This is a genomic window from Parasedimentitalea psychrophila, from assembly GCF_030285785.1.
Classification (GTDB): domain Bacteria; phylum Pseudomonadota; class Alphaproteobacteria; order Rhodobacterales; family Rhodobacteraceae; genus Parasedimentitalea; species Parasedimentitalea psychrophila.
The window spans coordinates 2,946,255-2,959,434 of record NZ_CP127247.1; the positions used below are offsets into that span (position 1 = coordinate 2,946,255).

12 protein-coding genes are annotated in these 13,180 nt (G+C 60.8%); 9 read left to right on the forward strand and 3 right to left on the reverse strand.

Features of this window, described 5'->3' with window-relative positions; genetic code table 11:
• Positions 1-53 precede the first annotated feature (53 nt).
• From QPJ95_RS14380 to ribD, 9 genes are all read left to right on the forward strand, one after another.
• A complete protein-coding gene (locus tag QPJ95_RS14380; protein ID WP_270919790.1) occupies positions 54-374 on the forward strand; it encodes a hypothetical protein in 321 nt (106 codons plus the stop codon).
• Between the two features lie 94 nt (positions 375-468).
• Positions 469-2,487, forward strand: a complete 2,019-nt coding sequence (gene dnaG, locus QPJ95_RS14385) for a DNA primase (protein WP_270919791.1) — start codon at positions 469-471, stop codon at positions 2,485-2,487.
• A 113-nt stretch (positions 2,488-2,600) separates the two neighbouring features.
• Positions 2,601-4,595, forward strand: a complete 1,995-nt coding sequence (rpoD, locus tag QPJ95_RS14390) for an RNA polymerase sigma factor RpoD (protein WP_270919792.1) — start codon at positions 2,601-2,603, stop codon at positions 4,593-4,595.
• Between the two features lie 375 nt (positions 4,596-4,970).
• Complete coding sequence (locus QPJ95_RS14395) at positions 4,971-5,249, forward strand: HlyU family transcriptional regulator (RefSeq protein ID WP_270919793.1); 279 nt, start codon at positions 4,971-4,973, stop codon at positions 5,247-5,249.
• Between the two features lie 108 nt (positions 5,250-5,357).
• On the forward strand, positions 5,358-5,645 hold the full coding sequence (locus QPJ95_RS14400; RefSeq protein ID WP_270919794.1) for a hypothetical protein: 288 nt from the start codon (positions 5,358-5,360) through the stop codon (positions 5,643-5,645).
• 182 nt (positions 5,646-5,827) lie between these two features.
• Positions 5,828-6,253: a hypothetical protein gene (locus QPJ95_RS14405; RefSeq protein ID WP_270919795.1), complete on the forward strand. Its 426-nt coding sequence runs from the start codon at positions 5,828-5,830 to the stop codon at positions 6,251-6,253.
• Between the two features lie 96 nt (positions 6,254-6,349).
• A complete protein-coding gene (locus tag QPJ95_RS14410) occupies positions 6,350-6,781 on the forward strand; it encodes a hypothetical protein (RefSeq protein ID WP_270919796.1) in 432 nt (143 codons plus the stop codon).
• 200 nt (positions 6,782-6,981) lie between these two features.
• Positions 6,982-7,449, forward strand: coding sequence for a transcriptional regulator NrdR (gene nrdR, locus QPJ95_RS14415; RefSeq protein WP_270919797.1), 468 nt, complete (start codon positions 6,982-6,984; stop codon positions 7,447-7,449).
• Between the two features lie 20 nt (positions 7,450-7,469).
• Entirely contained in the window at positions 7,470-8,546 is a 1,077-nt protein-coding gene (ribD, locus tag QPJ95_RS14420) for a bifunctional diaminohydroxyphosphoribosylaminopyrimidine deaminase/5-amino-6-(5-phosphoribosylamino)uracil reductase RibD (RefSeq protein ID WP_286018280.1), read from the forward strand.
• Between the two features lie 50 nt (positions 8,547-8,596).
• On the opposite strand, the gene QPJ95_RS14425 is transcribed toward ribD, so the two are convergent.
• From QPJ95_RS14425 to QPJ95_RS14435, 3 genes are all read right to left on the reverse strand, one after another.
• Entirely contained in the window at positions 8,597-10,609 is a 2,013-nt protein-coding gene (locus tag QPJ95_RS14425) for a capsular polysaccharide biosynthesis protein (RefSeq protein WP_270919799.1), read from the reverse strand.
• A gap of 5 nt (positions 10,610-10,614) precedes the next feature.
• Positions 10,615-11,748, reverse strand: a complete 1,134-nt coding sequence (locus QPJ95_RS14430; RefSeq protein ID WP_270919800.1) for a polysaccharide biosynthesis/export family protein — start codon at positions 11,746-11,748, stop codon at positions 10,615-10,617.
• Between the two features lie 97 nt (positions 11,749-11,845).
• Positions 11,846-13,138, reverse strand: coding sequence for a capsule biosynthesis protein (locus QPJ95_RS14435; RefSeq protein WP_270919801.1), 1,293 nt, complete (start codon positions 13,136-13,138; stop codon positions 11,846-11,848).
• Between the last annotated feature and the right edge of the window lie 42 nt (positions 13,139-13,180).

The window sequence follows — 13,180 nt, forward strand, 5'->3', positions numbered from 1 at the left end:
GGCGACGGGCGCTTTAGTCTGGCGTGACCCTGACGATTCACCGGAGCTGCCTGATGAAGACCCTGACCGCGCTAAGCGCTGCCCTCTTGTCCGCTGTGCTGGCAACCCCGGTGATGGCAGATGAAATAACAGCCGAGGAAAGCTGCGGCTATCAGGCGGATGTGGTGGCGGCGATCCAGGCTGCCCGGCGCGACCGGGTCAAGGAACGCGCGGTGAGCGAAGCCCTTATCGCCGCCGAGCCAGACTGGCCGGACAACTACAATGCCGCCATTCCGCTGATTGCACCCTGGGTCTACGAGATGAAGATGAAGGTGATCCGCAACGAGGATCTGGGGGAGGTCTGGAAAGAACGCTGTCTGGAACAGATCCAGTAAGCCCCCTTCTTTCTACATAATTGGCACCTATCCAAACCCACTGTAAACGCAGCCCGGGCTTGGAACTGCTTCCGTTTTCTGGCACATTACCCCCATGTCACTGACCCCCGGATTCCTTGATGAACTGCGCAACCGCGTCAGCCTGAGCCAGGTTGTCGGGCGCAAAGTCATGTGGGACCAGCGCAAATCCAATATGGGCAAGGGCGACATGTGGGCGCCATGCCCGTTTCACCACGAAAAATCCGCCAGTTTCCACGTCGATGACCGCAAGGGATTCTATTATTGCTTTGGCTGTCAGGCCAAGGGCGATGCGATTGGCTTTGTGCAGGAAACTGAAAACGTCGGCTTTATGGAGGCGGTGCAGATCATCGCCGCCGAAGCCGGGATGGAAATGCCCGCCCGCGACCCTCAGGCGCAACAGAAACAGGACCGCCGCACATTGCTGGTGGATGTGATGGAACAGGCGGTGCAGTTCTTCCGTCTGCAACTGAACACCGGCCGCGCCCATGACGCCCGCGCCTATCTGGAACGGCGCGGCATGTCGCAGCAATCGCTGGAACGCTGGCAGATCGGCTTTGCCCCCGATGGCTGGCAGAACATGTGGGACCACCTGCGTGGCAAGGGCGTGGATGAGGATCTGATCTTCGGTGCTGGGCTGGCAAAGCCGTCAACCAAGGGCGGTAAACCCTATGACACCTTCCGCAATCGCATCATGTTCCCGATCCGCGACGCCCGCGGCCGTGCCATTGCCTTTGGCGGCCGGGCGATGGATCCCAATGACAACGCCAAATACCTGAACTCGCCCGAGACCGAATTGTTCGACAAGGGCCGCAGCCTGTATAATCTCGCCCCCGCCCGGGTGGCCGCTGGCAAGGGTCAGCCGCTGCTGGTGGCCGAGGGCTATATGGATGTGATCGCTCTGGCGGACGGCGGCTTTGAGGCGGCAGTGGCACCGCTGGGCACCGCAGTGACCGAAAGCCAGCTGATGATGATGTGGCGGATCGCGGATGAGCCGATCATTGCGCTGGACGGCGACACCGCCGGCCTGCGCGCCGCAATGCGGCTGATTGATCTGGCGCTGCCGCTGCTGGAGGCCGGTAAATCGCTGCGCTTTGCGATGATGCCCGAAGGCAAAGACCCCGACGATCTGATCCGCAGTCAGGGTCCGGCGGCGGTGCAGGCGCTGTTGGATCAAGCGATGCCGATGGTGAAACTGCTGTGGCAGCGCGAAACCGAGGGCAAGGTGTTCGACAGCCCCGAACGCAAGGCCGGGCTGGACAAAAGCCTGCGCCAAAAGATCAAACTGATCCGCGATCCGTCGATCCGCAAACACTATGGCGATGACGTCAAAGACATGCTCTGGGAGCTGTATCGCGGCAATCGCAAGCCTGCCAGTGCGGCCTTTAACCCCAATGGTGACTTTCCCCCCAAGGGTGGCTTCACCGCCAAGGGAGGCTTCAAGGACGGGGCGCGCGGCAAATGGCGTCCGGGCAAAGCGGTGCCGCAACCGCTGGCCAGCACCAAAAGCTCCATGTTGGCGGCGGCCACCGATCAGGCAGCCATTGCCATGCGAGAGGCGGTTATTCTGGCCAGCGCCATCGCCACGCCGGCGGTGATCGTTGAATTTGAAGCCAATTTTGAACGGATGTCCTGCGCCGACCCGGACCATGCCATCATGCGCGATATGATCCTGCGCTACGGCGTGGGCGCGCCGGACCGGCTGCAGGATGAAATACTCTATGCTTTGGGGCCTTATGCCCTTGAAAACCTGCATGCGCTTCGCCATGTCGCAATCAGCCCCTGTCTGCGCAACCCCGGTGATCTGGAAACCGCCAGCCTGATGCTGAGTGAAGAATTCGCCAAAATAGAAGCGCGGCTTGGGCTGGATGCCGAGGTGGCCGAGGCCGAAGAAGACCTGAGCGGGCTCGCCGATGAGGCGGTGACCTGGCGTTTGGGGCAGGCCGCCGAGGCCCGCAATAAGGCGGTGCGCAGTGAAAACGAAGACCGCGCGCAGTATGATATTGCCGACAACGGGGCGCGCCTGAACCGGGATGAACGCAACCTGTTGAGCGCGCTAACAGATGGAATCAACTTCTCACGAAAACGCCGCTGAGTCGCTTTCATAAGGAAGTACCTAGAGAAACCGGGTAAACGGGGTGACGAATCACTTGCTGCATGAGTGATTCGCCTAGACCGAATCGCCCTTAGCCCCTGTAGGAGCATTGAATGGCCGCCAAAGACACCGACGACCGCAAACGTGACGACCAGGAACCTGAAACCTCGCTGGACATGAGTCAGGCTGCCGTCAAAAAGATGATCTCTGAGGCCCGCGAGAAGGGCTATATCACCTATGACCAGCTGAATAAGGTTTTGCCACCCGATCAGGTGGGCTCGGAACAGATCGAAGACGTGATGTCGATGCTCTCGGAAATGGGCATCAATATCATCGAGGACGAGGAAGCCGAAGAGGAAGAGCAAAAGGGCTCGACCGATCTGGTCACCGCTGACGGCGCCCGTGAAGTTACCATCGCCACCGCCGCGTCTGAGAAGCTGGACCGCACCGATGATCCGGTGCGCATGTACCTGCGCGAGATGGGCTCGGTTGAGCTGCTCAGCCGCGAGGGCGAGATCGCCATCGCCAAGCGCATCGAGGCCGGCCGCAATACGATGATCGCCGGGCTGTGCGAAAGCCCGCTGACCTTTCAGGCGATCACCATCTGGCATGATGAACTGCTGACCGAAGACATTCTGCTGCGCGACGTCATTGATCTGGAAACCACTTTTGGCAACACGATGAATGAGGACGGAACACCTCAGGATTCGGTGACCGCCCCCACGGATGCCGCCAAGACCGAAAAGCCCGAGGCTGAGGCTGGCACCGTGCTGGATGCCGACGGCAATCCGATCAGCCAGGACGATGACGACGACGATGACGAGGACGATCAGGCCAACCTGTCGCTGGCTGCGATGGAAGCCGCGCTCAAGGATCAGGTTCTGACCATGTTGGAGCGGATCTCTTCGGATTATTCGCAACTGTCGGAAATGCAGGACAGCCGGATTTCGGCAACCCTGAACGAAGACGGCTCCTTTAGCGCCAAAGACGAAGAGGTCTATCAGGCGCTGCGCTCGGAAATCGTTGAGCTGGTGAACGAGCTTCACCTGCATAACAACCGGATCGACGCGCTGATCGACCAGCTGTACGGCATCAACCGCCGGGTCATGCAGATTGACGGCTCGATGGTGAAACTGGCCGACCAGGCCCGCATCAACCGTCGCGAATTTGTTGACGCTTATCGGGGCCGCGAGCTGGACCCCAACTGGCTGGCGGAAATGGGCCAAAAGCCGGGCCGTGGCTGGAAGATGTTCATCGACCGCTCCACCGAGAAAGTCGAAGAGCTGCGCGCCGAAATCGCCCAGGTCGGCCAGTATGTCGGTCTGGATATCTCGGAATTCCGCCGCATTGTGCAACAGGTGCAAAAAGGCGAAAAAGAAGCGCGGGCCGCCAAGAAGGAAATGGTCGAGGCCAACCTGCGTCTGGTGATCTCAATCGCCAAGAAATACACCAACCGCGGCTTGCAGTTCCTGGATCTGATCCAGGAAGGTAACATCGGCCTGATGAAGGCGGTGGACAAGTTTGAATACCGCCGTGGCTACAAGTTCTCGACCTATGCGACCTGGTGGATCCGCCAGGCGATCACCCGCTCGATCGCCGATCAGGCCCGCACCATCCGTATTCCGGTGCATATGATCGAGACCATCAACAAGCTGGTCCGCACCGGTCGCCAGATGCTGCACGAAATCGGTCGCGAACCGACGCCGGAAGAACTGGCCGCCAAGCTGCAAATGCCGCTGGAGAAGGTTCGCAAGGTGATGAAGATCGCCAAAGAGCCGATTTCACTGGAAACCCCGATTGGTGACGAAGAAGACAGCCAGCTGGGTGATTTCATCGAGGACAAGAATGCCGTGCTGCCGCTCGACAGCGCCATTCAGGAAAACCTCAAGGAAACCACTACTCGCGTGCTGGCCTCGCTCACCCCGCGTGAGGAACGTGTGCTGCGGATGCGCTTTGGCATCGGCATGAACACCGACCACACGCTGGAAGAAGTCGGCCAGCAGTTCTCGGTAACCCGCGAACGGATTCGTCAGATCGAGGCCAAGGCGCTGCGGAAACTGAAGCATCCAAGCCGAAGCAGGAAACTGCGGAGTTTCTTGGATCAGTGATTTAGAAGACGCCCCCGCAAGGGGGCGTTTTTCGTTTTGGAGGTTCTTTTGATTAAAATCAGTTTGGAATGGAATGCCGTTGTAGCCTGGAAAAACCAGAAAAGAGATGGGTGGGGCATCTTAAACTCATCGATCTCGGGGTAGGCGATAATTGTTTATATGACAAAGCTTGGACCAAGTATGGGAATTAGCCCGGCACCGCCGGGCCGCGCCTGACCTTCCCGTCACGCCAAAGGCGTGCTTTCAGCACGACGAAGGCGCTTTGCACCTCTCCAAGGTCAAGCGCGCCCCTTTGTGAATATCGTCAAGCACCTTCCCCCCGTGCAATCCCCCACGCGATATGTCACCCTCCACGAAAACCAGTAGGAGCCCGACATGTCGCTTTTGAAAAAACTCTTCGGTGGGTCCGGCGCGGCTACCCCCACGGCCCCCGAGCCGGTGCTCTATAAAGGGTTCGCCATTTTCCCCGATCCCATTGCCGAAGGGAAACACTACCGTCTTGCTGCCCGGATCGAGAAGGAAATCGCGGGCGAATTGAAAATCCACCGGCTCATCCGCGCCGACACGCTCAACTCAAGCGACGCCGCTGCCGAGGCGGCGATCCAGAAATCAAAGGTCGCAATCGACCAGATGGGCGATCAACTTTTCCGCTAACATTGCCCATCAATGCCGTTAACCATTTGGTAACCTTCTGCATTGCCCCACGGCAGCCACCTCTCTAGACTGAGCCCATTGGTGGGACGCATTCGCCTGGGGATTACGATGTCTGCAAATTCAAACCTGAACGAGGCGCTCGGCCTGTTGGATGAAAAGCTCCAGTCGCTGAACGCCATGACGCGGGCCAATCAGTTCATGATTGACGCGCTGCGCGATCACCCGCTGACGCTCAAGGCGCTGGACGCCGATGGCGCGCGGGCCTTTCTGCGCCAATCGGCCAGGGCCAAGTTCGCCGATGACGCCGCCAGCCGTGACATCCTGACAGTGCTGGAACAGCTGCTTGCGCCGCGCCAATCGGCTAAAATCATCCCGTTTCCGGCTCGGCCCGCATAAATCTGACGCTGCGATCCAAGCCCCGGCAATCCGTCGGCAGCCAATAATCAGCCCCCCATTTGTCGCAGGGTTTTGCCCGCCTGACCGGGGCACCCCGGGATTGGGCTGGCATACCGGCGCAAGCTGGCTATGATGGGGGCAGATGGCTAGGCCATGTCGGCGTTTTAAGTGTTGGTTTGAAAATGAAAAAATCTCTCTCTACATTGCTTCTCTGCGGCGCTGCGATCACCGCGATCACCGCTTGCACGGTCGAAGCCAGTAATTTCAAAAGTTTAAAATATGGCGCCCGGGCCTATCCCCATGCGGGCGTGGTTTTTGAGGTGGCCCCACAATTTGGCGCCACCCGCTCGGCCTATTGGTGCGCCGGCTCGGAATATGCGCGCCGCTATCTGGGGGCCGGCTGGCAGACGCCGATCTATGTTGTGCGGGGGCTTGGCCTAGGCGAGGTATCAGGCCGCAAAGACACCGTGCTCTTTACACTTGACCCGGTTGGCTCTCATGTGCAGCCCAGTGCCATACTGCGCGCAGATGGGTTTAATGTGGGCAGTTATAAAACCGTTCAAGGCGGAGATTCGCACTGCGATCCGTATCTGCTCGACTTGTTGTGAATGCAGTATTTTAACATATGAGTCTGGCCTCAGCACAGTGATGCAAATGCGCGAATGCAGCGGCATCACCGGGCGGCGGCAGACTGGAGGTAGATGGTGAAATCGATATTTAAACCCCTTGCCATTGTCGCCGCCTCGGTGCTGGCGCTGCCGCTGACCGCGCAGGAATTCCGGGCGACCAACTCGCTCTATGTCAACCGGGTCGACCAGAACGTGATTGAGGTCATTGGCCGCCCCGGAGTGCAAAAAGAAGACTATTGGTGTGGCATCGGAGATTATGTGCGCCGTGTCGTGCGGGCGCCCTGGAAGACCCGGATTTATGTGGTCAGTGACGTTGGCCGGGGCGTGACGACAGGGGCAAGGGATGCGGTGACATTTACCTTGACCCCCGATGCGATCGGCATCGAGCCCTATCAGTCCAGTTTGATTCTCAATGTGCTGACGGTGGGCTATTCGCGCTCGGTTACCGCAGCGTTTGACCAGTGCTACAGGCGGCCGTTTTTCATGAATATGCTGTGGGATTATTAACCGCGCCACAGACCCGGTTTCACATCGAAACATCGAAACACCGAAACATAGGCGCCGGATGGCCTGCCCGCGCCTATCATGGCCTCTATTTAGGGGTGTGAATATCCCCCTACCCAAATCCTAGCGTCTGCCCTATAACTGTGGATAACTATATTGAACTCCGCACAAGTTGTGGTCGAGTTGATTGAGGGGAACTGTAAATGCGCTGTCCGTTTTGCGGGAATGTTGATACCCAGGTAAAGGATTCCCGGCCCGCCGAGGATCACGTTGCGATCCGGCGACGGCGGTTTTGCCCGGCCTGCGGTGGACGCTTTACCACCTATGAGCGGGTGCAGCTGCGTGATCTGGTGGTGATCAAGTCAAAGGGCAAACGCGAAGATTTCGACCGTGACAAACTGGAGCGGTCAATCCGGATTTCAATGCAGAAACGCCCGGTTGATCCGGAGCGGATCGACCAGATGATCTCGGGTATCGTGCGGCGGCTGGAAAGCATGGGCGACACCGATATTCAGTCCAGCCGGATTGGCGAGATTGTGATGGAGTCGCTGGCTCGGATCGACACCGTGGCCTATGTGCGCTTTGCCAGCGTCTACAAGAATTTCCAGGCGGCGGATGATTTTGAGGATTTTGTCCATGAATTGCGGCCGCTGACGCCGCCGGAAGAGTGAGCGACACTGATACCCGGTTCATGGCGCTGGCGCTTAGTCTGGGGCGGCGGGGCCAGGGGCTGTGCTGGCCCAACCCGGCGGTGGGCTGTGTGCTGGTGCAGGGGGATCGGATCGTCGGGCGTGGCTGGACCCAACCGGGGGGGCGGCCACATGCCGAAACCATGGCGCTGGCCCAGGCCGGGGCGCAGGCCAGCGGCGCCACCGCCTATGTGACGCTGGAGCCCTGTGCGCATCAGGGCCAGACGCCGCCCTGCGCTCAGGCTTTGATCGACGCGGGCATCGCCCGGGTTGTGGCGGCAATCGAAGACAGCGATCCCAGGGTCTCGGGGCAGGGGTTTGAACGTCTGCGTCGGGCTGAGGTCGAGGTCAAGGCAGGGGTGCTTGCTGATCAGGCCGCCCGCGACCATGCCGGATTTTTTCTGAAGACAGAACAGGGCCGCCCGCTGGTGACGCTGAAACTGGCCGCCAGCTTTGATGGCCGCATTGCCACCAGCAGTGGCCACAGCCAGTGGATTACCGGCCCCGAGGCGCGCCGGGCGGTGCATGCGATGCGGGCCCGTCATGACGCGGTGATGGTCGGGGCAGGCACCGCCCGCGCAGATGATCCGTCGCTGACCGTGCGTGATCTCGGGGTCGCGCAGCAGCCGGTGCGGGTGGTGATTTCGCGCCATCTGGATCTGCCGCTGCTCAGCCAGCTGGCCCGCAGCGCCAAAGATGTGCCGCTCTGGCTGTGTCACGGCGCCGGCGCTGACGTTGAGCGGCTAAAGGCCTGGGAGGGTCTGGGCGCCAGGCTGCTACCCTGTGCTGTTCGCGGCATGCAGCTGGACGCTGGGGATATCCTGCAACAATTGGGCAAGGCGGGGCTGACCCGGGTGTTCTGCGAAGGCGGCGGCGCGCTGGCGGCGTCACTGCTGGCCCTCGATCTGGTGGACGAGCTGATCGGCTTTACCGCCGGGCTGGGCATTGGTGCCGAGGGGCTGCCGATGATTGGCGCCCTGGGCCTGACCCGGTTGGAACAAGCGCCGCGATTCCAGCTGATTGAAACCCGTCAGGTCGGACCGGATGTCGAGCATCGTTGGACCCGGTCGCTGCAATGACATGAACATGGCGGCCGGCCAGCTGTGACCGCCGCCTAACTGACGGCCGCTTAGCGCCACAGATGCGCATAGGTGGCCAGTAGCCCCTGCAGCTTGGACAGCGCCCGGTTGGCCCTGCCGGGATGTGGGATCTCGCCGCTCTGCAGACGCTGCACCGCGACTTCAACCGGGCAGGGCAAGCCGGTCACCGGATCACAGTAGCGCGGATAGTCGATCAGTGCGGCATGCACCAACCCCAGCAGGCTGGGGCGCGCCTGGCGCCGCTTGGGTTGTCTCGACAGGTCCTGCGTCAGCCCCCAGCCGGAATAGAATGGCGCCCCCAAGGTGGTGACTTTGACGCCGCGCAGCAGCGCCTCAAACCCCATCAGCGAGGTCATCGTCCACAGCTCTCCGATCTCGTCAAACAGGGCAATGGGATCGCTGTTGAGCGCCACCACATCGGCCAGACCCTCGGCCTCAATTGCGCCACGGCGCAACCCGGCTTCAACATCCGGGTGCGGCTTGTAGATGATCACCGCATTCGGGTTGGCGGCGCGGGTGGCGCGCAGCAGATCCAGGTTGGTCTTGACCTTGCCGGCCCCGGTCAGGATCGAGGCATCGTCTTCGACCTGTCCCGGCACCAGAATGCGACGGCCTGCGGGCAGGTCCGGGCTGTCGCCGCCCAGATTGTATTTCGACAGGCTGGACTGGACGAGGCTGCGCAGCAGATTTTCGGCCCGCCGCTCCTGCGCCTCGGTCAGGCGCACCCGTTGCGCGATCAGATCCTCAAGGTCGCTGGGCTGTGTCGGATCGTAATAAATGCCCTGCCGGTCGGTGACCAGCGACAGCGGCGGCACCAGTTCGGCCCCCAACCCGCGCGAGCGCAAAAAGCCATCTTCAACCCGGGTGGCGCCCTGATGGTCAGTCCCGGCCTTGCCCGCCCAGACCATCCAGTTGCGGCCACTGGCCTGAGCTTTGTTAACGTCCTCGGTGAACAGCAGCTTCTTTTCGCTGCCAAACATCCTTTGCAGCGGCTGGCGTTTCCACAGGCGCATCCCCGAGGCAGCCCAGCCGTGGCGGTCCTGGCGCCAGGCCTGCACCTGTACCTCAAGATTATCCAACACGGTTTCCAGCTCACAGAGCTGATCGCGAAACGGGTCGTACCAGACCGGATACAGGAACATCGCCGCCGCACAGAGCTGCTGCCGCGTCAACTGGCGCTGGCGTCTGGCCAGCGGGAACTCATCCAGCGTCAGCCCCCAGCCGGCATAGAAGGGCTGGCCAAAAATGCGCGGCTTGTGACCTGCCAGAATAGCCTCAAAGCCCATCTGCGACGATACCGTATAGACCCCGACGGCGCCGTCCAGCAGCTCCCACGGGGATACCGCCTCAGTCAGCAGGGTGATGCGGTCATTGGCATCCTCGGCGCGGTAATGGCCGGGGCGAAAGCCCTGCGATGTTTCCGGGTGGGCCTTGATGACAATGCGGGCGCCGGGATTTTCCTCTTGCGCAAACACCAGCATCTCCAGGAACCGCGCCCGATCGGCACCGCTGGCCACCACCGAGGCATCGCCGCGCGCCTGATCCACCACCAGCACATAGCCGGGTTCAGGGACCGGGGTGGCGGGATCAAAGCCGTTGTATTTGCTCAACTGAACCTCGGTGATCCGCGACACCGCATCGCGGGCTCGGCGCATCAGGGCGCTGTCATCCAGCGGCTCTGTCGCCAGTATCTGTTCCAGATCCGATGGGCGGGCCGGGTCAAAATGCACCCCTGCGCGGTCCAGCTGCAAGCCAATCGGCGGCTCGCCGGCGCGGCCGGGGTGGATCGAGCGCAAAAAGGCGTCTTCGACCCGCAGCAGGCCAACCTGCTGCCTGTCGGCCACCCGGCGGCCACGATGGGCGGTGGGCGAGTTGCCCCAGATGCCCACCAGATCCTTGGGGCCGGGCAGGCCAAGCCGGATATCATAGCCGGCCAGCTGCAAAATGCGACGCAGGCGTTTCTGGGTGACAAAGCCACCGTTGTAAACAAACAGCCGGGAGCGATTGCTCCCGGCCTGATGCCTGTCATCAAAGCGGTTCATCTGTGTCAGCCACCAGCCAGAGTGCTGACATTCGCCAGCGGTGTCAGCGGGCTTGCCAGCAGCGAAATGGTCTTGGTCCACTGGGCATAAGGGGCCTCGGTGACGTAAAGCGTATCATCATCGCGGATGACAAAATCACGGGCGATGAACAGACCGTTGGGTTGGGTCAGGTTCAGCACATAGACCATGCGCTGCGCCCCCACCAGATCATCGCGGCCCAGCACCTGACCGGCAATCTCAGCCGGTTCGTTGCGGAACACAAAGACGCCGGTGGGGTCCGAGGCGGTGGAGATCAGGCCGCCGACCTGGGCAATCGCCTCAAGCGCCGACAGGTCCTGGCTTTCAAACCGCACCCGCGCTTGCGCGTTGGTGGCACCCAATGCGGTGTATGAGCGGCTGTCTTCTTCCACCAGAATACGATCACCGCCGCGCAGGGCGATGTCCAGTTCCGGGTGATCATACAGATCCTGGAACCAGATGGTGCCCTTGTCATTGCCGCGGATCACGGTGACCTGGGCAATCTCCGGCGAGATCGAAACCCCACCGGCCTGCGCCAGCATGGTGGCCAGGGTGCGGGTTGGCCGCTGGATGGGGTAGACTCCCTGGGCGCTCACCATGCCAATCAAGCTGACAGTGGAGCCGTCACCGGCCAGTCGGCGCACCTGCACCTGCGGATCGGGGGTCTGGTCATCCAGTTTTGTGGTGATGGTCTCGCGCAGTTGATCCGGGGTATTGCCCGAGGCCCGCACCCGGCCTGCATAGGGCACAAAGATAAACCCGGCGCTGTCGACCTGAACCTCTTCCAGCACGGTCGAGTTGGAGGCCTCGCCTGCCAGCAGCCCGTCATCGACGTTTTCCCAGATGGTCAGGCCCAGCACATCGCCGGGGCGAATGGTGTCTGATGTCAACTGACCTGCGGATTGAAAGGCGTTGGAAAAGCCAAGGGCAGGCACCACGGCAGTGGCCCGGGTGACCCGGTCGTTCACCGATACGATAAAGGCGTCACCCTCTTTTTGGACGGAACCAGCAAAGATCTGACGTTTGTTTGGGCCAACTTTGGGCAAGCCACAGGAGGCCGCAAGCGTCAGCGCAGCCAGCATAGCGATGGGGCGTGCCCACCGAAAGGGAACGGAATTCACTGCTCGGTCTCCTCGACCTATTATTGTTCTGCCTCGGTCTTTTTTTGCCAAGCTATCGGAAAGTTGAACTAAAATCCAGTGCTGCGACAAAGCAGGATCAATTCACCAGGCGCAACTGTTGCCGTGGCGCCGCTGTACCGGATTTCAGCGCCTCATAGGGGTCATCCGCCGCCAGCATCATATCAACCACCTGGCGCAACAATTGCCGACGCCCCTTGCGTGAATAATATCCGCCGGGCAGTTGCGAGGTCTCCAGCAGATAGCGCCGGTAGTCTTTGTAGGCGCGGTTGTCCGGTCGCGCGGCTGCCGAAAAGAACTCGGTCAGTGGTTGGGTTGAGACAAATTCGGGTTTGGCATAAACCGCGCGGCCAAACACCCTGAGCGGAATGCCCCGCCACAGCACCTGCTGGCCAGCCGTGGAGTTGACGGTCACTGCGGTGCGGGCCTCGTTCAGCAGCTGCGCCAGCTTGCCGCCCCGCACGTAATGCACCCGGTCTGCTATGCCGTGTTCAGCGGCCAGCCGCCTGACCTCACGGCGGATCGGCACCCGGCCGTCCTCCAGTGGGTGGGCCTTGACCACCAGATGATGGTGCTGCGGCGCGCCATTGGCAAAACCCTCAACGATCTCGGACAGAAAGTCGCTCATGGTGGAAAACGGCGAATGTTGCTGGAACGAGCTGTCGTGTTCCAGTTGCAGCAGCGCCAGATGATAGGGGAAGCCACCGTTGCGGATGCGCAGGGTGGCGATACGACGCTGCACCGCCAGGCCAGGCATCAGCAGCAATCGTTTCAGATAGAGCTGGAATTCCTTGGTGACCGAAATAGAGCGGTGCGGTTTGAAGCCCCGGTATTTGCCGTTCCGAAACATCACAAACCAATGATACAGCGCGCCGTAAAAGATATGCTGGCGCATGTCGCCCCAATGGGACGGCGGCAGCGGCGCTTCCATATCGGATCTCTCAAGTGCTGCCTGCATATCTGTCAGGCTCATCTCCATCAGCTTGGAGTTGCCATTGGAGCCGCCGCGCTCATAGGTCACCCAATAGGGCCGCATATATCCTTCCTCAAAGACATGCACCCTTATGCCCCGCGCCTTGGCCTCCTCCACAGCATGGGCATGGATCGGCCGGGTGTCGCCATAGAGCGCAATATCAGTGACCTGATGGCTGTCGAACAGGGCGTCAACGGTTTTGGCCCAGTCTTCGGGGCGGCCCTGATAGGGGATATAGCTGGCTGGGTTATGCCAGAACGCCCGGTCGCCCGCATTAAACCCAACCCGCCAGACCTCACATCCGGCGGCGCGCAGCATTTTGCCAAGGGCGTTGAAGAACGGCCCATGTGGTCCCTGCAGGAACAGAAATACGCGTTTTGTCTCGGATACGGTGGTCATTTCGGCGCTCATATTAGCCCATTAAGATATCGTCTTGGTTAA